Source organism: Candidatus Villigracilis saccharophilus, from assembly GCF_016711665.1.
Genome location: NZ_JADJSO010000015.1, coordinates 139695 through 162605, shown reverse-complemented (window position 1 = coordinate 162605; position 22911 = coordinate 139695). Strand labels below are relative to the sequence as shown.

Genomic DNA, 22911 nt, shown 5'->3' with positions numbered 1-22911 from the left:
ATGAAAAAACAAATATCAATGATTGTTGTAATGATCGTCACGTTATCTCTTGTGCTTGCGGCTTGCGGAAATCAACCTGCGGTCACCGTGACGCCTGAGCCTGTAAACATCGTCTCCACGAATTCAGTGGTGGCTGAAGGACGCCTGAAACCTGTACAGGGAACGACCCTTTCATTTCTGGCGCGCGGAGTTGTTGAAGAGGTTCTCGTGAAGGCCGGTGACTCTGTCAGTGAGGGAGATGTCCTCGTGCGTCTCGCAAATACGGGCGGAGTGGAGGCACAGATCGTCGCCGCGCAAAATGCGTACGATACTTTGCTCCGTACCGAAGATGCCTCCCGCGCCAATCTCTGGCAGGCTTACATGGATGCTCAAATCGTGCGCGGCGTTGCAGAAAAGGAATGGGACGAGCTGAATGTGACGGATATCGAAGACCGCATTGACGATGATAAAGCCACCGTTGAAGACCGCCAGCAGGATGTGGAAGACAGGCAGGCTGACTTTGATAAATATAAAGATCTTGATAAGGATAATTCCAAACGCAAGACCGCCGAAGATGATCTCGAGAAGGCGCAGGAGGATCTGAATCTGGCATTGCGTAATCTCGAAGAGACAATCCGTGAACGCGATAGTGTGCGTGCTGCGTATGATGGTGCGCTAGGTTTGGAAGCTGAAGCAAAACATCAGTACGAGATCAGCCTTGATGGTCCGAATGCAGACCAACTTTCACTTGCCAAAGCTAACCTTGATGCGGCGAAGGATGCGCTTTCCAATTATTTGATCACTGCTCCGTTTGACGGGATCGTGGCGGATGTCAATGTGAAGGTCGGTGATCAGGTCGGCACGGAAACCCGCGCCGTCAGTATTGCGAATTTCAATTCATGGATCGTTGAAACAACGGACATCACCGAACTTGAAGTGGTCAACTTGAGCGTTGGTCAAAATGTAACGCTTGTGCCGGATGCTCTGCCTGACCTGACGCTGAATGGTACGGTCACTGAGATCAGCCAGGCCTATGTTCAACAAGGCGGTGACATACTTTATACGGTGCGCATTGCTTTGACGGACAGCGATCCGCGTTTGAAATGGGGCATGACCCTGGAAGTTTCTTTCCAGGAATCTGCACAGTAGATCTGTTCGCCGATCTGGCGGGAACCCCTATAACTAGAACATCTGAGTGATTGAATCTTGATTTTTTTCGTGCAATAATATAGGTGCTCCGAGAAAGAGCAAAACCGGGGAAACCCGGTGACGCAAAGTCATGGGTCTAACGCTGAACTGAGCCAGGACCGCCAGACTGCCGATAAAAGCAAAACCGCCAAAAGACGGTGACGCAAAGCCAAGAGTCTAAAACCAGTATAAGTTTCTGGTCAGGACCGACCGGCTGCCCGAAAGGCAAAATCAGGGAAACCTGATGACGCAAAGTTATGGGTCTACAATCACACTTTATTTGTGATCATGACCGCCAGACTGCCGAAGAGCAATCTTTTTTCAGGGATGACCTTTTTGATGGTCATCCCTGTTTGATTTATAATATGATGTGTAGAAGCGTTGCTGTTTTATTGGTTTGCAATGCGCTCAATACTTCGATAGATCAACAGGAGACATTATGGCCATTCGAATATTGGTTGTAGACGATACTGATCTGAATTTAAAGATGGTGAGCGCGATTCTTGGAAAAGACGGCTATGAAATAGTAACTGCCCGCAATGGCTTTGAGGCATTGGAGGTCATCAAAACATCTCCTCCCGCATTGGCCATTCTTGATGTGATGATGCCTGATATGGATGGTTACACCCTGTGCGGGCATCTTCGGAAAATCCCTTCCACCGCAAAGATACCGATCATAATTCTGACCGCCTTGAGTGGTGTTGAAGATAAAATTAAGGCTTTTGATTCAGGCGCTGATGATTTTTTGGCAAAACCCTTTGAACCGCAGGAATTGCGAGCCAGGATCAAGGTCTTGTTACGACGAGCCGTGGATGTCGTATCCACCACCGTTCACAGCACTGCAATGACTGGCAAGGTCATTGCGGTGTTTTCATTGCGCGGCGGGCTGGGTGTCTCCATGCTTGCGTCTAATCTTGCCGCCTCATTTTCACAAATTTGGGGAAGCCCTGCTGTGTTGGTGGACCTGGCATTTTTAAACGGGCAGAGCGCCCTTCTCCTGGATCTCCCGCTCCGAAATACGTGGTCTGATTTGGGACACTCTCCCGCGAAAGAAATGGATATGGACCTGATCAACTCGACCCTGTTGCGTCATGACTCTGGTGTGCATGTCCTTGCGTCTCCGCGCCGCCCTCAAGACGGGGAAGTGATTACTGCGGAACATGTCCAACGCGCCATTGAATTACTGCGCGCTCATTATCACTACATCATCCTGGATCTTCCGCACGATTTTTCTGAAACCACATTGGTCGGACTGGACATGGCGGACCAGATCCTGCTCATGCTCGCTCCTGAGACGGCGTCTGTCCGTTGCGCTGCGAATGCGCTGGAAACTTTTGATCAACTTAATTATCCGCCTGAGCGCATCAGCCTGATCTTGAACTGGCCTTTTAAGGGAAAAGGCCTACCGCGCGCTGGAATTGAAGGCGCATTGAAGAAGCAAATCGACGTAGTTATTCCTCATGCCGGTGAGGCGGTGGTTGCCTCGATCATGTACGGCAAGCCATCTACTTTGCAAAAACCCCTTGACCCTTTGGGCGCATTCCTTGAAGATCTCGCTTACCTTTACAGTATGGAAGAACATAAGCAGCATCCGCCGGAGAAACCTGGTGAAGGACTCAAGCGCGTAAAAGAAAGGTCGCATTCCAAATAAGATAAAACTCCGCCTCCCACATAACTGACAGTTGGGAGGCGGTTTATTGTGATGCAAACCCCTCAGGGTATAATCTGCGCCATGACAAAATCTCCCCGCCCCCTCGACCCCGAAGCCAAGCCTGATGACCGCGTGGACAATGCTCTGCGTCCTGAAAAGCTGAACGATTTGATCGGGCAGGATCAGGTCAAAGAGAATTTATCTATTCTCATCGCGGCGGCGCGCAAACGCGGCGAAGCTTTGGACCATGTCCTTTTTTATGGGCCTCCAGGCTTGGGAAAAACAACGCTCGCACATGTGCTTGCCAATGAGATGGGAGTCAACGTCAAAGTCACGGCTGGACCGGTCATTGAGCGCGCGGGTGATCTCGCCGCCATCCTTACCAACTTGCGCGCAGGCGATGTCCTGTTCATTGATGAAGTCCATCGTTTGGGACGCGCCGTGGAAGAAGTGCTCTATCCCGCCATGGAAGATTTCGCGCTGGACATTGTCATCGGCAAAGGGCCTTCCGCCCGTTCCATTCGTTTGAAACTTCCGCGCTTTACCATTGTTGGCGCTACAACCCGTTTGGCCTTGGTCACCGCTCCATTGCGGGCGCGTTTTGGCGCCGTCTATCGTTTGGATTATTATGATCTGACCGCCATGCAATCCATTGTCTCGCGTGCCGCGCGGATGTTGAAAGTGGAAGCCGAAACAGACGGGATTACAGAAATGGCGCGCCGCGCCCGTGGGACTCCGCGTGTGGCGTTGCGCCTGTTGCGCCGTGTGCGTGACTTCGCCCAGGTCCGCGCGGATGGGATCATTACAAAAAAGGTTGCCAAAGAAGCGCTGGACTTGCTTCAAGTTGATCCGCTCGGGCTCGATGATGTGGATCGCCGCGTGTTAAAGACCATCATCGAAAAATATAACGGCGGACCCGTTGGCTTGAACACCATCGCCGCATCCATCAGCGAAGAACAGGACACCATCATGGATGTGGTCGAGCCGTATCTGCTACAACTAGGCTTCCTTGACCGCACCCCTCAAGGCCGTGTCGCCACCAAATCCGCGTATGAGCATCTGGGGTTTACATATATCGAACAGGGGCAGCAGAGATTGTTATAAATTGTAGGGGCGGATCGCGATCCGCCCCTACGTTATGAATTATGGAAAACATCGCCCGTACCCTCATGCTCGGCGGAATTGCATTATTCCTCATCGGCGGCGGGATCTATTTCGCCGCGAAGTTCGGCCTCCCGCTTGGCCGCCTGCCCGGTGACATCCACATCGAAGGGGAGAATGGCGGATTTTATTTCCCAGTCACAAGTTCGATCTTGGTTTCGGTGATTTTGACGATTTTGGTGAATTTGATAATCCGTTTTTGGAAGAAATATGAAGAAGAGTTGACGCTTGTCGGTGGCAAAAGTCATCAGGCGTGGACTATTAGAGACAGGGCATGCTAGAAAACATTGGAAAATGGGCGGTCAATCTTAAGATTTGTGCCATCTGGTTGCTGCTGTGAAACATTCAAGTCGAAAGTGCCGGGAATTTTGAAAAGACTTACCGTGTGACATTTTAGTAATTGAGGAAAGTGACTCTCCCCCAAGTGCTAAATGATGTTTGGGGAGTTACAAAAGAAACCCTTTTCTCTTGGAAGTATGTTGGGAAAAGGATGTTGGCTTGGTAAAACTTCCTCTTTTTCCAAAGTGATACAGGTTCAAGGTTTCCAGGTGTAGAACGAAGCAGGGGGGCATTTTGCCGTTATTAAAGTCTTCCGCCAATTTAATCAATTATTTCGTAAGCAACTGATAGGCGGGCTGTGCAACGAAAATTGAATTGATCATTTGCAGGTTGTTTGTCATCAAAATGATGTTGAAGCGAACAGCATTGAGTTTCGGCATTCTTGAAGGACGTCAACATTTAGTGATCAAAAAGTTCTTGAAAATCTTCAGAAATTAGGTTGGAACCTAAATGAGCATATGTTATGGCAAGATTGTCAAATCAAACCATGTTTGTGAGGTATTCATGGTCATAATGAAACGTATCCTCCTCTTTCTTCTTACTTCTTTTTCCTTCACCGCCTGCGGACGATTGGATTCTATTCCTTACGCCCCCGCGCAAACTCCCAAATCTTGGCTTCAAATTCAGCCATTCGCCGAATTCAAGATCGCTTCGCAAAATATTATTTTTATTCAGCCAAGCACTTCGATCATTGTGTACTTCCTGGCATTCTGGCCATTGCGGTGGGATTGTATTTTCTGAAAATCCGCGCAGGTCAACTCTCACGCTTTTGGTGGGGGATCGCGTTGCTGCTATGGGGCATCGGCGCGCTGCTCGCAGGGACAAGTTACGAAGCCTTCAGCTATGCCATCAAATGCGCGGGACGTGAAACCTGTCTCTGGACAAGCTGGTGGGAAATTCTGTATCTCCTTGCCTCAGTTTGGAGCATTGACGCCATGATGCTGGCCGTTGCGTACTCAAGCACCACAGGCAAATTACGCAAAGCGCTTTCAGTTTATTCTGTTATCAACGCGATTATATATTTCATCATCGTGATGATCGGCGTTTTTATCCCCGTCAAATTTTTGATCTCATTTGAACTGCTTCTGGTGGTTTCCGCGCCGGGCATCATTGCCTTCTTCGTCATCAATGGCTGGCGATATTTCAAATTCAAACAAAGCCTTGACCTGACCTTGCTTGGCACATGGATCTGGTTGGGAGTCACCATTGCCGCTTATTTTCTGTATCTCATTTCTGGCAATACAACATCCTTATGGGCAAAAGGGATGTGGTTCTCTGAGAACGACGTGCTGCATATCGGGCTTATTATCTGGATGTTGTATATTGCGTTTGTTCTTGCTCCAAAAGTAAAAGACAATCCGAAATAAAAAAACGTCGCAGGCCAAAGACTTTCGACCTGCGACCTTTGACCAACTTTCTTTACAAATCCACCACCGTGCGCATAGCAGGATAATGCACATGCTTCACGCGGTTTTCCCTTAATTTCTCCATCAAAGGCAGCGCGCCTCTTTCCTCCCCGTGGACTAGGAATATATTTTGGGCGCTCTTCTTGACTCCCGCGGCGTATTCAATCAGCAGGTCTTGTCCCGCGTGAGAGGACAGTCCGTTGATGGTGGCAACCTCTGCCTTAAGTTTATATTCTTCGCCGAATATTTTTACCTTCTTATCGCGGTCAGCGATCCTGCGTCCCAGGGTCTCAGGCGCCTGCCATGAAACGATCATGATCGTGTTGCGTTTGTTCTCGATAGCCCAGCGGATGTGATATACCACGCGCCCCGTTTCTGCCATGCCCGCCGCGGAAATGATGATCATCGGGTCTTTGCGTTCGTTCAATTCCTTGGACTCTTCCACGTCAGACACATAGGTCAATAATTTAAAATCCAGCGCGGGATGTCCGCTCTTGATCAGGTCGTTCATATTCTTGTCGTAACACTCGTTGTGATTGCGGAAAATATTCGAAGCATTGACCGCCAACGGGCTGTCCACATACACAGGCACGGAGGGGAGTTCTCCCGCGTCATACATGCGGCTCAAGTTGTACACGATCTCCTGCGTGCGGCCCACTGCAAAAGAGGGAATGATCACCTTGCCTTTCCGATCAAGCGTCCGCAAAATGACGTCGCGCATTTCGATGTAGGCTTCTTCTGGGGCGCGGTGTGGTTTATCGCCGTAGGTCGATTCCATGATCAAGACATCCGCCTGTTTTGGCAGGACAGGGTCACGGATGATCGGCAGGTCTCGCCGTCCAATATCGCCCGAAAACCATAATTTTGTTTTCTTCATTTTCTCTTCAAGATTTAACTCAACCGAAGCCGAGCCGAGGATATGTCCCGCGTCGTGCAGGGATGCCATTGCGCCAGGCGCGGCTTCAAATTTCTCCTCGTAATCCAGTTCGTGCAATAAAGGCTTGACCAGTTTTGCATCTTCTTCCGTGTAAAGCGGAACAGCGAGCGGCTCACCGCGCTTCTTTTTATTATGAAAATTAATGCTGGCGGCCTGCTTTTCCTGAATGTGTCCCGAGTCGCGCAGCATCAGGTCGGTCAGGTGCGCGGTCGCCCGTGTCGCGTAGATCGGCCCGTGAAAGCCCTGCTTGACCAGATTGGGCAGGTTGCCTGAATGATCAATGTGCGCGTGGGAAAGGATGACCGCGTCGATCGTGTTTACATCAAATGAAAAGTTGTGATTTTTTTCGTATGATTCTCTTCTTCGCCCCTGATACATGCCGCAGTCCAGCAAGATCCGTGAACCATTTACTTCCACCAAATGCATCGAGCCAGTTACAGTTTGCGCCGCCCCGTGAAAACTGAGTTTCATATTGGCCTCCGTGGTTTGCAGTTTTGCTTCCGCTTTTGATTCTAATCCATTATCATGGAACCACAAAATGAAAACTTCCGACTTCAACTACCATCTTCCCGAAACCTCCATCGCGCAGACTCCCGCCGAACCGCGTGATTCATCCAGACTCATGGTGATCCATCGTGATTCTTCGGATGTAGAGCATCGTATCTTTCGTGACCTCAGCCTGTTTCTGCGGCCGAACGATCTCCTGGTCCTCAACAGGACGCGCGTCATCCCTGCGAGGATCTTCGCCAAAAAAGAAACAGGCGGCCGCGTGGAACTGCTCCTTCTGCGCCGCCGCGATGAATTGACCTGGGAAGCGTTGGTGGGTGGCAAGGGTTTGCGTGTAGGAAAACGGGTGCGAGTGGACAATGGCCCTGACGCTGAAATTATTGAAATTCTCGAAGGCTCAGAAAGGCTGATCAAATTTTCAGAATCCATTGAGTCGTATTTCCCCAAAGTAGGCAATGTTCCACTTCCGCCGTATATTCACGAAAAATTAAATGACCCCGAACGCTATCAAACCGTATACTCACGGGATGTTGGTTCTGCCGCTGCACCAACTGCCGGGTTGCATTTCACACCCCAATTGCTTGATGAACTTAAAGCAAAAGGTGTGAAGATCGCTTATGTAACTTTGCATGTCGGCCTCGATACATTCGCGCCTGTCACTGAAGATGACCCTGAAGAACATAAGATCCATACCGAGTGGTGTGAACTTCCGCAGGAAACCGCGGACTTAATTAACCAAACAAAAATAAACGGCGGGCGGGTGGTTGCCGTTGGAACAACTTCGGTCCGTACCCTTGAATCCGCCGCACAACTGATTACTGATAGCTCGTCACTTGTTACTGCGTTTTCTGCTCCAACTTCCATCTTTATCCTCCCTGGCTATCAATTCAAAATCGTGGATGCCATGATCACGAATTTCCATTTGCCCAAGTCCACGCTGATCATGCTGGTCAGCGCGTTTGCGGGACGTGAGAAGATATTGTCTGCATATGGAACAGCCATCAAAGAAGGTTATCGTTTTTATTCCTTTGGCGATGCCATGTTGATCCTATAATGTGACCAAAAACAGACTTAGTATGGAAAAAAGCGCGATTACTCGGAAATAAACACATAATTTTCGCCTCTTCTTGCTCCTGTTGCCGAAAAAATCCTGTCATATAAAAACTGTCCGCCAGATTAAAAAAATCAATAAATCTAAATTTCCCATTTGGCGTACTTGCAGATAAGCTCGCAATTGGATTATGTTGGAAGCAAATTGCTGAAAATTTTGTAACGTGAATGTGCTAAACTTAATCCTGTTCAGGAATTTATTCTTTTGAACCTCTCTGGAGGATGCCATGGTCTGGTATAAAAATCGTGCGATGTACCTGTTTGCAATTATGGGGTTTTTGTTGGGGGTGTTGTTTCTGTTCGCTGGTCTCTGGCTTGAAATGCAAAAGCAAAGCCTGCCTATGACGTATTGGTCTTATCTTTACTTGCATAGAACCCATTATGTTTATTTTTTGTTGGACCTCGCACCTTTTGGTTTTGCGATTTTGTTTGGCCTGGTGGGCCAGCAGCGCAGCTCAAATTCAGTTATCTCGCGCAGCAAAAAGGAATGGGAGACTACCTTTGATGCGCTCTCTGACTTGATCTTTGTCGCCAATGCAGATGGACAGATCATTCGCTGTAATCGTTCCGTAATTGAGCGAATGAATGCCAAATATACGGATGTGCTTGGCAGACAGTTAAAAGATGTTCTTGGAACCGGCCAGCAGATTGATTCAAGACAGAACGAATATCCCGGCAATGAATTTCCCTGGCTGGGCCGCCTTTATGATATGGAATTCTTTCCTGTAAAAATGCAGGGTATGCCCGAAAATGTAATTTGTTTGATGCACGATATCACCGAACGTAATCTTGCGAATGAAAAACTGCGCAAGCTTTCGCGAGCGGTCGAGCAAAGCGGTTCCACGATCGTCATTGCAGATGCTGCCGGACACATTGAATATGCAAACAAGAAATTTTCTGAGACGACCGGCTACACACTAAAAGAAGCCATAGGAAATAATCCGCGTATTTTAAAATCAGGACATACCTCATCAGAGGAATATTCCCACTTGTGGGAAACGATCACCTCAGGGAAAGAATGGCATGGGGAATTTCATAATAAGAAAAAAAATGGGGAGTTGTACTGGGAGTCTGCAACGATCTCGCCAATTACCAACGAGAATGGCAAGATCACCCATTTTCTGGCGGTTAAGGACGATATTACCGAGCGTAAACTGGCTTTGGAGGCTTTAAGCGCTTCCGAGGCGCAAATGCGCGCGCTCTTTTCGGCGATGACGGATGTCATCATAGCTTACGATTCTGAAGGTCGTTACCTGCAGATCGCAAATACCGATCAGTCAAAGTTATCCCGCCTGCCTGATGAATACATAGGACGGACGGTAATCGAGATGTTCCCTGAGCAGGCGGCTTTCTTCCTTGAAACCATTCAACGCACACTTGCAACAAGAAGTGTTACAACGGTGGAATATAGTCTTTTCATTGAAGATAAGGAACTGTGGTTTTCAGCCAATGTTTCACCCATGACATCTGATTCTGTGATCTGGGTGGCGCGCGATATTACCGAAGCCAAACAAAATGCGAATGAACTGGCGCGGGAAAAACAATATTTTGAATCGCTGGTACAGAACAGCCCGGTTGCCATTGTTGTACTTGATGAAAATGAGAAGATCATGTCCTGCAACCCGGCCTTTGAAAATTTGTATGGCTATGATCGCGCTGAAATTTTAGGCGCTGATCTGGATGCGCTTATCACAGATCAGGGGATGCGCGCTGAAGCTGAACGCTATACCCGTTCTGTTTTAGATCAAACACTCCATACTCTTGGAAAACGCCGCCGCAAAGACGGCTCCTGGGTGGATGTTGAGATATTTGGCGTCCCGGTCATCGTGGATGGAAAGCGGGCCGGTATTCTAGCCATGTATCACGATATTACCGAATTGGTCCGCGCGCAGCGTGAGGCGGAGGAATCCAACCGCGCCAAGAGCGAATTCCTCGCCAATATGAGTCACGAGATCCGCACCCCCATGAATGGCGTGATGGGTATGCTCGAACTTGCGCTGGATACACAGCTTACTTCCGAACAAAGGGATTTTCTGCAAACGTCGCTTCAAAGCGCGGAAGCGCTTCTCTCCTTGTTGAACGACATCCTGGATTTCTCCAAAATTGAGTCAGGTAAGCTCGATTTGGAAGCGATCAATTTCAACCTGCGTAATGCCGTTGAAGATGTAGCCTATACGCTTGCCAAGCGCGCGCACGACAAGGGACTTGAGATCGCCTGTCTGATCGACCCGGACTTGACCACGAACCTGCGCGGTGATCCTGGCCGTATCAGGCAGATTCTTGTCAACCTGGTCGGGAACGCCATTAAGTTTACTCACCAGGGTGAGGTCATCATCCGCGCGGAGACGATCTCGCAGGAAGATCAACATGCTGTTATCCATTTTTCGGTACAGGATACAGGCATTGGCATCCCGTACGAACGTCAAGCCGCAGTGTTTGAAAGATTTACCCAGGCTGATGGCTCCACCACGCGCACCTATGGCGGAACTGGCCTCGGTCTAACGATCTCAAAGCAGCTGGTTGAGATCATGGGCGGCAAAATTGGCTTGACCAGCACGCCCGGGATTGGAACCACTTTCTGGTTTGATATTAAATTTGAGCAGCCGCCTCTTGAAAAACGCGATACCGCCCCCTTGAGTCTTGGGCCGGTGGTTAACTTGACCCAGGCGCGCGTCCTTGTTGTCGATGATAATCAGACCAACCGTATGGTGCTCACCAAGAATGTCGAGGCGCTTGGCTCTCGGGTGGATACAGTCCCCAGCGGCGCAAAAGCTCTTGAAGTCCTTCGCAACGCCTATCGTGCCGGTGATCCGTATCATGTCGTTCTGCTTGATATGCAAATGCCCGGCATGGACGGGGAACAGACCGCCCGCGCCATCAAAAGCGATCCTGCATTAAAAGAAATAAAAATATTGATCCTCACATCCATGGGTCAGCGTGGAGACGCAGTTCGTCTTGAAGCGCTTGGCTGCTCCGGCTATCTGCTCAAACCCGTTAAACAGCAAATGCTGTTTGACGCGGTTGCCGCTGTGTTAGGCACCAAGGAAGATAAAACGCCCGCCCTTATCACGCGCCATGTGCTTGCTGAGAAAAGGCAAAACGATCTCCGCCTGCTGCTCGCTGAAGACAATCCCATTAATCAAAAACTCGCCATCGTCCTCCTGCAGAAAGCCGGCTACTCGGTAGATGCTGTTGATACCGGGTTGAAGGCTGTTGAAAAGGTTCAGACCAATCATTACAGTCTTGTCCTGATGGATGTTCAAATGCCGGATATGGACGGGTTTGAAGCCACACAGCAGATCCGCTTATGGGAGCAAGGCAACGGTCAGCACATTCCGATCATCGCCATGACCGCACATGCCATGGCAGGCGACCGTGATCGCTGTATCGATGCGGGCATGGATGATTACGTCACCAAACCGCTTGAGCCGCGCGTGTTGTTCAGTGCCATTGACCGTTGGACTCAGAACACCTCCACTGAACCCGAGACCCCAATTGAACCTAAAAAGGATTCCGCTTCTGATGATCAATCTGATTTTGCTCCAGATTTTGGCGATGATTGGAACGGAGCAAACGCGTTTCAAGAGACGCCTAAGCCTGCTCCTGCAGCGCAGACAGATTCCCATCCCGAACAACTCCCCGCTGACTTGGAAGCTGCCCTGTTCCGCTTTGACGGGGATCGCGATTTTATGAAAGAGATGTGTCTGGAGTTCAAAGATCACCTGCCTGACCGCGTCAAAGAAATACGATCTGCTTTACAGGCGGATGAGGCTGAAAACCTCGGACGGTTTGCCCACAACTTAAAAGGATTATCTTTGAACTTCAACGCGGGTCCAGTTGCCACGCTGGCCGCCAAACTTGAAGCTTGCGGAAAACAGAAAAACTTGGCAGATGCCCCCATGCTGGTTGCGCAGATCGAAAGTGAAGTTACACGTTTGCAGGAATATCTTTCTCAACAATTGATTTAGTTTGTCGGTATAAAAGCATCATTACCATTCCCAGCACGATCGCTGTATTTCCCAAGCTCCACAGGTCCCTGCCTGTGGAGGCTTGTTTTTCAAGTGCGAACAATGAAAACAGGTCAAGTACCATCAGGAACAAAAAGGCATAAATATAACTTTTTGTCCCTTTCACAAGTGTTCCAACGATCCATACAATCGGAATGATATAAGGAAGCTGGTCATACGACCCCAGAAAAATTGTGGAAATGAAGCCGACCAGGATGCTGATGTTGAATACCTGCCAGATAGTCAGTTTCGCATGGTTGCGCCACAGGTAATAAGAAGCGCTTCCAAGGAAAATCAACGACAGGACTCCCCCCAGCGCAAAAGAACAATTCATATTGTTGTTACAAACAAGGTAAGAGAAACTCCAAAGGTTGGATTGATATCCCAATCTTCGATCGAATGCTGCCTCACCGCTATGAATGAACTTGCTGACCCAATCCAGGTCAATGCTCATGCCGAGCATCCATAAAAATATGCCGCCAAGCAGTATGCCAAGCAGCGCTTTCCAATTTCTGCGTGCCAGCAGCCAGAGTCCGATTAGAAATAGAAAAGATATTCCCTGCGGAGGTTTAAGCATTGTCAATGCGAGCAATATTCCTGCTGCATACGAATTTTTCTTTTCAAGGAAGAGTATCGCCGCAAAAAGGATTATCAGGGTTAACGGACCGATCGATCCGAGTTGTAGTGTCAGGTAGGTCGGTCCAAAAAAGAATATGAACAATACGACCGGTATAAACAAACGATTGTGCTCTGGTCTGTCCCATCTGTTCAAAAGGGTAAAAACTACCATCGCGATTGACAACTGCGCAATAATCTGCCAGCCGAGATATGCCTCGTCCAAAGTGAGTAATCCGAGCGGGACCATTAATACCGCCAGCGGGAGGGGATAGAGAAAGATCGCTTCCCTGGCATTCGTGACGCCGTACACTTCATGACCTGTCTGCCACTGGTCGGGATTATAAGGATTCTGGCCCTCGGTTAACAGCCGCCCTGAGAGCCAGAAAACAAAGAAATTGGAACCACGGTAATTTTTGTCAGAGTAATTTTGCATGGATCGCAGGGCAATCATTCCCCCGAGCAAAATGACAGTGAGTAAAATTCCAATATTTTTTCCGATTGAATCTTTCATAGAAAAAAACTGACAGCCACTTTCGATGTGACTGTCAGTTGGTTATAGAAGGTCTTTAAGTTTTGCAAACGGTGAATCGTTTTCTTCGGGAGAATGCCCGCAATCCATCTCGTTCAGGTTCTGTCCGCATTCGGTGCAGAGTCCCTGACAATCGGGTTTGCAGATCGGGCTGATGGGAACTTCCAAAAGCGCGTATTCGCGCAGCATTTCTGCCAGATCGATATGCCCATCTTCAGGCAGGATCAGCCCTGATTCAGTTTCGGAACGCTGATCAAAGGCGTACAGTTCGGTAAATGACCAATCGAGTTCCTGGTTAAAATCCTGCAAACAACGGACGCACATTACGGTCGTTTCAGCGGAAAAGTCAGCTTGAAGCACTAATCCCTGCGGTGTTCTGCCAATGTTGACAATGCCGTCAAGACCACGCAATTCAAGATCATCACCGAGCACGATCTTCTCGAACTCGAACGGGAAATCATGGCTGCGGCCGATTTCTTCATGGGCAATGAAGCCGACATTAATACGGAAGGGTTTTTTAGGATTGGGCATGGGAGGTTATTTTATTTGGAGTCCCTCGGCTTGCCGGGGATCAGCAGCAAGCTGCTGGAGTCCAGAGGTTTATACTTTTCTATCCACAATATATTTGGCGAGGTTTTCGAGCGCATCACGTTCGGCGCAGGCTTCCATCGAAGATAATATCGTGAGGGCGCGGTCAATGTGCTGGTCTGCTTCGAGCATGGCTTTCTTTGTGGAATTGCTCGCGCGGATGTTATCAACGAGTCGGGTCATATTTTCGTTATTGGTCCAGCCGCCCTGGGGCAGGGATAATATATCAGGGTCGTCCGGATTTGCCTCGGCGTAGTAGATGGCTGGCAGGGTCACCAGACCATTCAACAGGTCCGAACCGAGCGGTTTTCCGACAGCGTTTTGATCGCCATTGAAGTCGAGAATATCGTCCACGATCTGAAACGCCATACCGATCTGAAATCCGAAATCGCGCATGGATTCGATCACTGCGTCATTGACAGGGCTGACCATGGCTGCCGCGCGGGCTGTCATTTCAAAGAGGGAGGCGGTCTTTGCATAAATTCGTTTGTAGTAATTTTCGCGATTAATGAGTCCTCGTGATGTGAACATCTGCGTGAGTTCGCCGTTCACAATGGTCGCAAGGGTTTCAGAGAATAATTTCATCAACGCCAAATGATCGGTTTCAGCGGCGGTAATTGCCGCGCGCGCAAAAAGGAAGTCGCCGGTCAACACGGTTGCGGGCGGCGACCAACGCGCGTTCAGGGTCGCCATGCCGCGCCGAAGTAATGATCCGTCGATTAGATCATCGTGTACGAGGGTGGCGGTGTGCAATAATTCCACAGCTGCGCCGAGGGTGACGAGTTTCTCAAGGGGCGCGTTCAGCATGTTCCCGACGAGCAGGCTGATGGTTGGGCGGACGCGTTTGCCGCCAGCTGCGAGCAAGTGTTCAAGCGCGGCGCGCAAGTCTGGATGAGCTTCATCCGCTTGCTTCCGCATTCGTTCTTCAACGAGCTTAATTTCTTCAAGGACAGGTGAGATAAAAGTTACCGCGTTCAAATCAGTCTCCCCATGCAAAGAGCCGCGCCGCATTGGCGGTTGTTATGGCAGCGATCTCCGCAGGGCTTTTGGAATGGATTTCTGCAATTTTATCAGCAATATGGCGAACATAGGCAGGTTCGTTTCGTCCTCCTCGATGCGGCACTGGTGTAAGGAAAGGCGAATCGGTTTCGATCAACAATTTGTCAAGCGGTAATTGCTGAATGAGGTCGCGGTTTTTCTGCGCGTTTTTGTATGTGACAGGCCCGGTAACGCCAATATAAAAATTCAGTGCCAGAGCATTTTCCGCGGTCTCAAGATTTCCGTTGAATGAATGCAGTACCCCGGGTTTATTTGCAAGCGGGCTTTGCAAAGTGCTTTGCCATTCTTTCAAAATTTTCAGTAAGTCAACCGAGGCGTCACCGAACCATGCATCATTCTCTTCACGCATATGAATGATAACGGGCTTATTGATCTCTCTCGCAAATTGTAATTGTCGTTTTAGAATCTCGCGTTGAAAAGCGCGTTTGTCGTTATCCTTGATCCAATAATAATCAATTCCGATCTCGCCAATGGCTACGACTTTTGGGCGGCTGGCGAGGTCCTTCACTTGCTGGAATGTGCTCTCGGAGAATTCCTCCAGATCGGTTGGATGGAACCCGACCGCCGCATACACGCTGGGATTTGACTCTGCCAATCGCACCGCTTCTCTACTTGACTTGTGCTGGAGTCCCGGCACGAGCATCCGAATCAGCCCTGAATCATTCGCGCGTTGAATTACTTCCGCGCGGTCAGAGTCGAACTTGTTGTAGTCGAGGTGGCAGTGGGTATCGGTCAACATGTTGGCAGGTTAAAAGGTTGGCAGGTTGGAACGTTTACACATTCCAACCTGCCAGCTTGTAAACAATTATTTAATTCCCGCAACTTTCAACCCGTCTTCCAATATCGCTTTGACCTTATCGCCGTGGCGGGTCTCACAGTAAACGCGCATGATTGGTTCCGTGCCGGAAAAGCGGATCAACATCCAGCCGCCATCTTCCAGTTTGAATTGGAAGCCATCGACTGTGACCAACTCTGTGACCTTCAAACCGCCAAGAGTCTGCGGATTGTTATCGCGGATGATCTGCTTGCGGGCTTCGGGGTTGCCGCTAAAGGGGCTGTCCACGCGGTCGTAGAAATATTCACCACCGACTTTGGCGAACAGGTCTGCCAGTAATTCAGTGGGCTTCTTGCCAGTCTTGACCATGAAATCGAGCATGTACAAGCCAGCCAAAATCCCATCGCGTTCAGGCACATTCCCGCGGAAGGCGTATCCGCCAGATTCCTCGCCGCCAATGAGCGCGTTCGTCTCAGTCATCTTCGGCGCAACGTATTTGAAGCCCACACCTGTTTCATGGACGGGGACTCCGTACAGTTCGCCAAGTTTATTGAGCATATTGGTCGTGGACAATGTTTTTACAATATCGCCGCGGTCACCACGCACCTCGAGCATATAATAGGCGAGTAAACCAAAGACTCGTAATTGATTAATAAACTTTCCGTTTTCATCGCCAATGCCGCAGCGGTCAGCGTCACCGTCGGTGATGAGCAATACATCGGCTTTATTGTCCACAGTCGCCTGCAGACCAACATCAATATTCGGCTGGATCGGTTCGGGGCGTTTCATCTCAGGGAAGGAAGGATTGCGCTCATTGTGGATCTCGATCACGCGTGTCTTGCCGCCTGCCAGCAAACGCGGGAACCAGCCCGCGCCGTTGCCCCACATGGTATCGACCATCACGGTCAAGCCAGCGTCTTTGATGGGTTGCAGGTCGATCAAGCCGTCTTGGGTTAAGTGATCAATATAGGGAGTCGCTGCGTCAAACACGATGATCTCACCAGCGGCTTCGGCTTCCTTGTAATTCTTGCGCTTGACATCTTTAATATCATCGGGAATGCCAGTTTCGATCTGGATCAGTCCTTCAGGGTCGATCGCGCCGCCCGTTTCATTGCGGACCTTGAATCCGTTGTCAGTGGGTGGGTTATGCGAGGCGGTGACATTCACCGCGCCCGCGGCTTTCTTGTCCACAACCGCGTAGGCGATGACAGGCGTGGGCGTGGCTTCCTGGGTCAAATAAACCTTCAAGCCATTACCAGCCAATACTTCCGCAACTGCCGCGGCGAAGTGTTCACTGCTAAAGCGCTTGTCGTAGCCGACGACAACGAACTGTCCTTGCTTGCCTTGTGACAGCATATAGTTTGCAAATCCCTGCGCGCAGCGGCGAACATTGTCGAAAGTGTAATCCTCGGCGATCACACCGCGCCAGCCATCCGTACCGAACGTAATTTTATGTCCCATGATCATTCTCCAAGTATTGATATAGTTTGCAGATTATAAATTAAGAAAATATTATGGTGTTGAAGTTGGTATCGCTTCGGGTGTTGGTGTAAAGGTTAAAATAGGAGCTGGCGTAGGAGTGAACGTGAATGTTGCAACAATATCCGCTTCACTCTCTGGCAGCCCCATCATCAATAATTGCCAGGCGATATCCACATCGTCTACGGCGATGACGGGGAAGGCGGGCAGGTTGCTCAACGCAAAATCCAGCCGCATGATGATCTGATTTATAGAGGTCACTTGATACGAGGGGGCATCGATCAATAACTCTGCGAGAATATCGCGCGCAGCCTGAACGTCATCACGCGCCAATCCAAAATTGCTCTGCGATAAAAATAAACGCGCGCGCGCAACCGTCTCGATCGAACGAGTCAGCATAATTTCACGTTTCAATGCGACCATTACGCTGTTATTTTGATCCGAGATTTCCTGCTCAAGCATGCTTTGCATTTTTTCAAGTTTCGTTATGCTCGCAGTGTGCGCTTCAATATTTTTCTCAAGTTCGCCTACGCGGGCGCTCGTTTCGTCAAGACGGGCTTGCTGGGCGGCAAGCTCCACCTCAAGCTGCCTGATCTGCGAGGTGTTCTTTTGTATGGGCACAACAATATTGTTGTTGATGAACGGCACGCCAAAATAAATGGCAGCCCCGATCCCGCCGATCACCAGAACCGTTGCGATCAACCTGAATAGCGCTCTCACAAAAACGAGAAATGCCTGCCCGAGACGCGACCAGAAGGATGGTTTGTCCTTGACAGGTGATTCAGGCGCAGGCTGACTCTTTTCGATCACCTCAAGCTGGGCAGGCTGCGCTTCTTCTTCGACGGGGATCATGGCGCTGCTTTCTGGTTCAGTTTCCTGCGCCTCAGCAAAGGACTGCATCCGTGAAAGCAGGTTTTTTCCCACGCCATGCACAAGCAATAGGTCATCTGTTGCATCGAACGGGCGCGCGGCAATGATATGATCTGCCAGCGCACTTGAAATCCCAGAGATTTTTTTCAGCGTATCGTGGTCTGCGGTATTAAGAAAATTTAGGAAGTCGCTCATGGTATCTCCTATGCTGTCATTGTACAACAAAATATTTCAGATGCGGATCTGCGAATGAAGCAGATTCAGGAATCAGATCAAGAATGAAGCGCGTATTATTTGCCAGAAAGCTCTGCGGGTTGGGAATCCTGAGGTATGAATTTAAACCATGCGAATATGATCGAGATCATATTCGCGGCGACTGCAAACCAGAATGGGGTGCGGGGAGAGAATCGTTCCCAAAGCTGCGCGCCGATCCACGGCATGGGCAGGGAGAGGAGGCCGAGCGTGGTGCCGAAGAAGCCGAAAGCCATGCCGCGTTTGGATTCCGGCACAACTTTGGAGATGAGCGATTCGTAGGCGGGCATGAGACAGCCAGTGCCCAGGCCGAAGAAACACATCGCAAGAATGAAACCTGAATAGCTGTTCGAGTTTAATAAAGTGAACAGGCCCAGACCGTTCAACGCGAAACCTGTGATGATGGCAGCCCGCTCGCTGAACTTATCCACCAGTGAACCAGCCAGCGGTGCGGCAAAAATGGCTGTGATGCCGATCGCAGCGTTGACAATGCCGATCTGCTGAACGTTAAGTTCGCCGAAGTCGGAAAGGTAGATCGGGAAGAGCTGGCCGATGAGATTATAGGATGTATCGCCAACCGCGTCTGTGATCCAGATCCATGTAAGAATACCTCCGGAGAGGAGCAGGGCAAATACGGCAGTGAGTTGCCCTTTGAATCCGATTAAGGTGGGTTTGGCTGCCTCTTTCAGGGACGCAAAACGTTCATTATTTGCCATCCAAACGCGGAGAAGGGTCGCGGCGAGATAAAAACAAAATGCCACCCGCATCATGAATTGAAAATTGAATTGATATGCCAGAAAACCTGCCAGTGCGGGTCCGATGACCGTGACAGTTTGATATATTCCCGAGGACAATCCAAAAACTCGTCCGCGTGTTTCTTCGGTGGATTGCTCTGAAATATAAGCGCCGAAGCTCGGGCCGACTACTGAATTAGAGACATATTCCACACTGAGGCCGATCAACACCCACTGCCAGTTGGGCGCAAAGGCAAAGATAAGATAGCCAAAGACCGCAATGGAACTTCCCATGGCGATGACGCGCAAGCGCCCGATCGTATCCGAGAGCCAGCCGCCGAAAATTTGCAGAACCATTGGCACGAGTGACGCCAATGTGAATGCCATACCGACCTGCGTCACGCTTGCGCCGAGGTCAAGCATGTAAAGCGCCAGCATACTATACGCCATCTGCCCCGCGATATTGGCGAAAATCATGCCCGCGAGAAACCAGCGTAGGTTGTGATTAATGATGGATTTGTGTTGCATGACGCAGCTGATTATACAGGTATAATTTCTCTTATGATTTACCTTGATTATGCCGCCACCACGCCTATTGACTCGCGTGTCTTCGATATGATGCTCCCCTATTTCCGCGAATCTTTTGGAAATCCATCCTCCATTCATCGTTATGGACAAAAAGCCGAAACCGCCATAGAGGCAGCTCGTGAAAAAGTCGCTGCTGTGCTTCATTGCCGCGCGGATGAAATCATCTTTACCTCCTGCGGTTCCGAGTCGGATAATCTCGCATTGCGTGGTGCCGCGCTCGCGCGCAGAAACGCCTCTGGCGAAAAGTGGATTCTGACAGCCCGCACCGAACATCATGCGGTCAGCAAGACTGCCATTCAACTTGAAAAAGAGTATGGTTTTCAGCTTGAATGGTTGGACTTGGACGAATTCGGGGCTGTCATGCCAGTTTCCTTATCCAAAGCAGTTTGTAAAAACACCGCCCTGGCTTCAGTGATGTATGCCAATAATGAGATCGGTACGATCAACCCGATCTCTGAACTGGCTGAAATCGCAAAGGCAAATAATATCCTCTTTCATACAGACGCGGTTCAGGCCGCGGCATATTTGGATGTGAATGTTGAAAAACTTGGCGTGGACTTGATATCTCTTGGCGGGCATAAATTCTACGGACCCAAAGGGGTGGGGGCTTTGTACGTCCGCAGGGGGACCAAACTGATTCCACACCTGACAGGCGGCGGGCAGGAATTTAGCCTGCGCGCGGGGACACAGAATGTTCCATATATCGTGGGGTTTGCAGAAGCGCTCTCGCTTGCTTCTGAAGAACGCGGGCAAAGAATTGCGCATGTTAAACCGCTGAGAGATCAGATCATTGGGCGGGTGCTCGAAGAAATTCCTGATGCGTTGTTGACAGGTCACCCTGAAAATCGTTTGCCAAACCACGCCTCATTTGTGTTTAAAGATGTGGATGGCAACCTTTTATTGCAGCTCCTGGATTCCGCGGGCTTTGCCTGCTCTTCTGGTTCCGCTTGTAAAACAGGCAACCCTGAACCAAGTGAAGTGATCACATCGCTCGGTTATTCCCGCGATTGGGCATTAGGTTCCTTGCGAATTACCCTGGGTGTTGATTCAACTCCAGAGCATGTGGATATGTTTGTGAATACCCTGCCCGGCTTGGTGGAAAAAGTAAGAGAATTAAAGTAGCAAATATTCATCTGCGGTTACTCAACTTGAAAACGCAAATCATTACCCTGGAATCTCACGACGACCTCATCTCTGTCCGCGATAAATTTTCGTGGGTAAAGACGCCGCGCATTCTGCTGGTTTGGCCCAAATACGAAAAGATAAACCTGCGCTTGCTTGATTTGAAAGTGCTGCACAGGCACGCGGATTCATTGGGCGCGCAATTGGGATTGGTCACACGCCGCGCAAAGGTCAGACGGGATGCGGAATCACTTGGTATTCCTGTGTTCCCATCGTCTGCCGCTGCTCAAAAAAAACTGTGGCCTGAACCTGCTGTGAGAACAAGGCGCATTCCAAAGAATCCCCGCCGCGACCTGCGCGAAATTCGAGATTCGATTTATGAAAAGGAATCGGCGTGGAGAACTTCGCTCGTTGGGCGCGTGATCACTTTCACGATTGGAGTGATCGCTGTTTTAACATTGGCTGGTATTTTCGTCCCGCGTGCCAGGCTGATCTTGTATCCTGAAGCGCAGGTCCAAAGCGTGGTGATCCCTGTCGCTGCGAGTCAGGCAGTTGAGTTGCCCGCTCTTTCAGGGGAGATTCCTGCGCGGGAGATAACGGTCACACTGAGCGCAGAACAGACGCAGACGGTAAAAAGCGAGATCACCATTCCGAAATCCAAGGCAGATGGGGTTGCGCGTTTTAAGAACTTAAGCCGGGCGGATGTTGATATCCCAGCCGGGACAGTCGTTTCAACACCATCTTCCATAAAATTCATCACCTTGAAAAAGACCGTCCTGCCCGCGGGACTTGATAAATTTGTGGATGTGCCGATCAGTGCCTTGGAATTGGGCGCGCAAGGCAATGTCCAGGCGGAAAAGATCGTTGTCGTGGAAGGTCCGCTGGCGCTCACTGTGTCTGTAACCAATCCCGAGGTGTTAACAGGCGGATCGAACGCCCGTCAAACAGGGGCGACAGAAAGTGACCGTTTGAAACTAAGAACTGCGGTCATGGATGCCCTGCGGCGCGATGCTGAGGCGAAAATGCGGACGCAGATTGCTCGTGACGACCTTTTGCTGGTGGATACCATTCAGGTTGCGAAAATTGTCGAAGAGGATTTTTACCCCGCCGCCGGGCGGCCGGGCAGTTCGCTGTCCTTGACCATGCGGGTTGAATTTTCTGCGCGGTATATTTCGGAAGATGATCTGAAAACACTTACACTCTTAACGCTGAATTCCTCAGCCCCGGCTGGTTTCAAAGCGACAGCGCTCCCAACCTATGAAATAACCACGCAACCGTCAACCGATATTTCAGGCATTTCGCATTTTGATGTCCAGGTCACGCGCACCGTGCTTCGTCAGGTCGATACGATGGATGTCTTTTCACTTGTGCGCGGGCATCAACCCCAGTTCGTAAAAACCGATCTGGTTTCGGAATTATCATTGCGTGATGCCCCTGAAATTGTGATGACCCCCGCGTGGTGGCCGTGGCTGCCCTTGATCCCCTTTAATATTTCGGTAGAGGTGCAATAATCCTGATACTTCACTGTTCACCCGTTCATTTTTTTAATTGTCAAATTCATCCTTCATCATCTTCATCCTTGCTATTATGAGAATCCTTGCAGTAGATCACGGCGAAAAAAGAATCGGTCTCGCGCTTAGCGATGCGACCGCCACCATTGCCAGCCCATTGAATGTCATTGAGCATGTTTCCCGCGCCATTGACGCCGCTCAAGTGGCAGACCTTGCCGCGCAGAATGACGTTAAATTAATTGTCATCGGTCAATCCTTTGATGAGGACGGCAATCCGAATCCAGCGGGACGCAAAGCAGCCCGTTTTGCGGACGAACTAAAGAACCAGACCGATCTCCCCATTCAACTCTGGGATGAATCTTTCAGCACGCAAGAGGCGCGCGCCGCCCGCATTGAACTGGGCGTCTCCAGAAAAAAACGCGCAGGTCATCAGGATGCCTTCGCCGCGGTCGTCATCCTGCAATCCTATCTCGAAGCACGTAGACAGATAAACAAGTAATC

18 protein-coding genes and 2 riboswitches are annotated in these 22911 nt (G+C 49.9%); of the genes, 10 read left to right on the top strand and 8 right to left on the bottom strand.

The window, feature by feature from the left end:
• The 5 genes from IPL17_RS06785 to IPL17_RS06765 all read left to right on the top strand — a co-directional run bounded on the left by IPL17_RS06785 (position 1) and on the right by IPL17_RS06765 (position 5685).
• Positions 1 to 1128: an efflux RND transporter periplasmic adaptor subunit gene (locus tag IPL17_RS06785; protein WP_345306322.1), complete on the top strand. Its 1128-nt coding sequence runs from the start codon at positions 1 to 3 to the stop codon at positions 1126 to 1128.
• Positions 1129 to 1215: 87 nt separating this feature from the next.
• A riboswitch (cyclic di-GMP riboswitch) is annotated at positions 1216 to 1302 on the top strand.
• Positions 1303 to 1381: 79 nt separating this feature from the next.
• Positions 1382 to 1475: riboswitch (cyclic di-GMP riboswitch) on the top strand.
• A 131-nt stretch (positions 1476 to 1606) separates the two neighbouring features.
• On the top strand, positions 1607 to 2818 hold the full coding sequence (locus IPL17_RS06780) for a response regulator (RefSeq protein WP_345306321.1): 1212 nt from the start codon (positions 1607 to 1609) through the stop codon (positions 2816 to 2818).
• An 81-nt stretch (positions 2819 to 2899) separates the two neighbouring features.
• The gene (ruvB, locus tag IPL17_RS06775) at positions 2900 to 3922 is read left to right on the top strand and encodes a Holliday junction branch migration DNA helicase RuvB (protein ID WP_345306320.1); all 1023 of its coding nucleotides are present in this window, start codon (positions 2900 to 2902) and stop codon (positions 3920 to 3922) included.
• A gap of 41 nt (positions 3923 to 3963) precedes the next feature.
• Positions 3964 to 4260, top strand: a complete 297-nt coding sequence (locus IPL17_RS06770; RefSeq protein WP_345306319.1) for a DUF2905 domain-containing protein — start codon at positions 3964 to 3966, stop codon at positions 4258 to 4260.
• 669 nt (positions 4261 to 4929) lie between these two features.
• Positions 4930 to 5685: a hypothetical protein gene (locus IPL17_RS06765; RefSeq protein ID WP_345306318.1), complete on the top strand. Its 756-nt coding sequence runs from the start codon at positions 4930 to 4932 to the stop codon at positions 5683 to 5685.
• 52 nt (positions 5686 to 5737) lie between these two features.
• Here IPL17_RS06765 and IPL17_RS06760 read toward each other — a convergent pair whose 3' ends face one another.
• The gene (locus tag IPL17_RS06760; protein WP_345306317.1) at positions 5738 to 7132 is read right to left on the bottom strand and encodes an MBL fold metallo-hydrolase; all 1395 of its coding nucleotides are present in this window, start codon (positions 7130 to 7132) and stop codon (positions 5738 to 5740) included.
• 67 nt (positions 7133 to 7199) lie between these two features.
• Between IPL17_RS06760 and queA the strand changes: the two genes are divergently transcribed.
• Both queA and IPL17_RS06750 read left to right on the top strand, forming a co-directional pair.
• Positions 7200 to 8222 (top strand): tRNA preQ1(34) S-adenosylmethionine ribosyltransferase-isomerase QueA, encoded by a 1023-nt coding sequence (gene queA, locus IPL17_RS06755; protein WP_345306316.1) that lies wholly within the window; start codon positions 7200 to 7202, stop codon positions 8220 to 8222.
• A gap of 283 nt (positions 8223 to 8505) precedes the next feature.
• Positions 8506 to 12246 carry a PAS domain S-box protein gene (locus tag IPL17_RS06750; RefSeq protein WP_345306315.1) on the top strand — a complete coding sequence of 1247 codons (3741 nt, stop codon included), beginning with the start codon at positions 8506 to 8508 and terminating at the stop codon, positions 12244 to 12246.
• Here the strand turns inward: IPL17_RS06750 and IPL17_RS06745 are convergent.
• The 7 genes from IPL17_RS06745 to IPL17_RS06715 form a co-directional block, all read right to left on the bottom strand.
• A complete protein-coding gene (locus IPL17_RS06745) occupies positions 12206 to 13414 on the bottom strand; it encodes a glycosyltransferase family 87 protein (RefSeq protein ID WP_345306314.1) in 1209 nt (402 codons plus the stop codon). The two genes, IPL17_RS06750 and IPL17_RS06745, sit on opposite strands and share 41 nt — an antisense overlap.
• 42 nt (positions 13415 to 13456) lie before the next feature.
• On the bottom strand, positions 13457 to 13963 hold the full coding sequence (locus tag IPL17_RS06740; RefSeq protein WP_345306313.1) for a DUF177 domain-containing protein: 507 nt from the start codon (positions 13961 to 13963) through the stop codon (positions 13457 to 13459).
• 69 nt (positions 13964 to 14032) lie between these two features.
• Positions 14033 to 14998, bottom strand: a complete 966-nt coding sequence (locus tag IPL17_RS06735) for a polyprenyl synthetase family protein (RefSeq protein ID WP_345306312.1) — start codon at positions 14996 to 14998, stop codon at positions 14033 to 14035.
• A gap of 1 nt (position 14999) precedes the next feature.
• A complete protein-coding gene (locus IPL17_RS06730) occupies positions 15000 to 15818 on the bottom strand; it encodes a TatD family hydrolase (protein ID WP_345306311.1) in 819 nt (272 codons plus the stop codon).
• A gap of 66 nt (positions 15819 to 15884) precedes the next feature.
• Entirely contained in the window at positions 15885 to 17315 is a 1431-nt protein-coding gene (locus IPL17_RS06725; RefSeq protein WP_345306310.1) for a phosphoglucomutase/phosphomannomutase family protein, read from the bottom strand.
• Positions 17316 to 17366: 51 nt separating this feature from the next.
• Entirely contained in the window at positions 17367 to 18398 is a 1032-nt protein-coding gene (locus IPL17_RS06720) for a helix-hairpin-helix domain-containing protein (protein ID WP_345306309.1), read from the bottom strand.
• Between the two features lie 95 nt (positions 18399 to 18493).
• Positions 18494 to 19717, bottom strand: a complete 1224-nt coding sequence (locus IPL17_RS06715; RefSeq protein ID WP_345306308.1) for an MFS transporter — start codon at positions 19715 to 19717, stop codon at positions 18494 to 18496.
• Between the two features lie 33 nt (positions 19718 to 19750).
• Between IPL17_RS06715 and IPL17_RS06710 the strand changes: the two genes are divergently transcribed.
• From IPL17_RS06710 to ruvX, 3 genes are read left to right on the top strand one after another with little or no spacing between them, the layout of a single operon-like run.
• Complete coding sequence (locus IPL17_RS06710; RefSeq protein WP_345306307.1) at positions 19751 to 20899, top strand: cysteine desulfurase family protein; 1149 nt, start codon at positions 19751 to 19753, stop codon at positions 20897 to 20899.
• Positions 20900 to 20925: 26 nt separating this feature from the next.
• Positions 20926 to 22410, top strand: coding sequence for a baseplate J/gp47 family protein (locus IPL17_RS06705; protein WP_345306306.1), 1485 nt, complete (start codon positions 20926 to 20928; stop codon positions 22408 to 22410).
• Between the two features lie 37 nt (positions 22411 to 22447).
• A complete protein-coding gene (gene ruvX, locus IPL17_RS06700) occupies positions 22448 to 22909 on the top strand; it encodes a Holliday junction resolvase RuvX (RefSeq protein ID WP_345306305.1) in 462 nt (153 codons plus the stop codon).
• Positions 22910 to 22911 lie beyond the last annotated feature (2 nt).

Coding starts and splice junctions, on each gene's coding strand:
- IPL17_RS06710 (WP_345306307.1), top strand. CDS start 19,751: ATGATTTACCTTGATTATGCCGCCACCACGCCTATTGACTCGCGTGTC.
- IPL17_RS06720 (WP_345306309.1), bottom strand. CDS start 18,398: ATGAGCGACTTCCTAAATTTTCTTAATACCGCAGACCACGATACGCTG.
- IPL17_RS06715 (WP_345306308.1), bottom strand. CDS start 19,717: ATGCAACACAAATCCATCATTAATCACAACCTACGCTGGTTTCTCGCG.
- IPL17_RS06770 (WP_345306319.1), top strand. CDS start 3,964: ATGGAAAACATCGCCCGTACCCTCATGCTCGGCGGAATTGCATTATTC.
- IPL17_RS06785 (WP_345306322.1), top strand. CDS start 1: ATGAAAAAACAAATATCAATGATTGTTGTAATGATCGTCACGTTATCT.
- IPL17_RS06780 (WP_345306321.1), top strand. CDS start 1,607: ATGGCCATTCGAATATTGGTTGTAGACGATACTGATCTGAATTTAAAG.
- IPL17_RS06730 (WP_345306311.1), bottom strand. CDS start 15,818: ATGTTGACCGATACCCACTGCCACCTCGACTACAACAAGTTCGACTCT.
- IPL17_RS06740 (WP_345306313.1), bottom strand. CDS start 13,963: ATGCCCAATCCTAAAAAACCCTTCCGTATTAATGTCGGCTTCATTGCC.
- IPL17_RS06725 (WP_345306310.1), bottom strand. CDS start 17,315: ATGGGACATAAAATTACGTTCGGTACGGATGGCTGGCGCGGTGTGATC.
- ruvB (WP_345306320.1), top strand. CDS start 2,900: ATGACAAAATCTCCCCGCCCCCTCGACCCCGAAGCCAAGCCTGATGAC.
- IPL17_RS06760 (WP_345306317.1), bottom strand. CDS start 7,132: ATGAAACTCAGTTTTCACGGGGCGGCGCAAACTGTAACTGGCTCGATG.
- IPL17_RS06745 (WP_345306314.1), bottom strand. CDS start 13,414: ATGAAAGATTCAATCGGAAAAAATATTGGAATTTTACTCACTGTCATT.
- queA (WP_345306316.1), top strand. CDS start 7,200: ATGAAAACTTCCGACTTCAACTACCATCTTCCCGAAACCTCCATCGCG.
- IPL17_RS06750 (WP_345306315.1), top strand. CDS start 8,506: ATGGTCTGGTATAAAAATCGTGCGATGTACCTGTTTGCAATTATGGGG.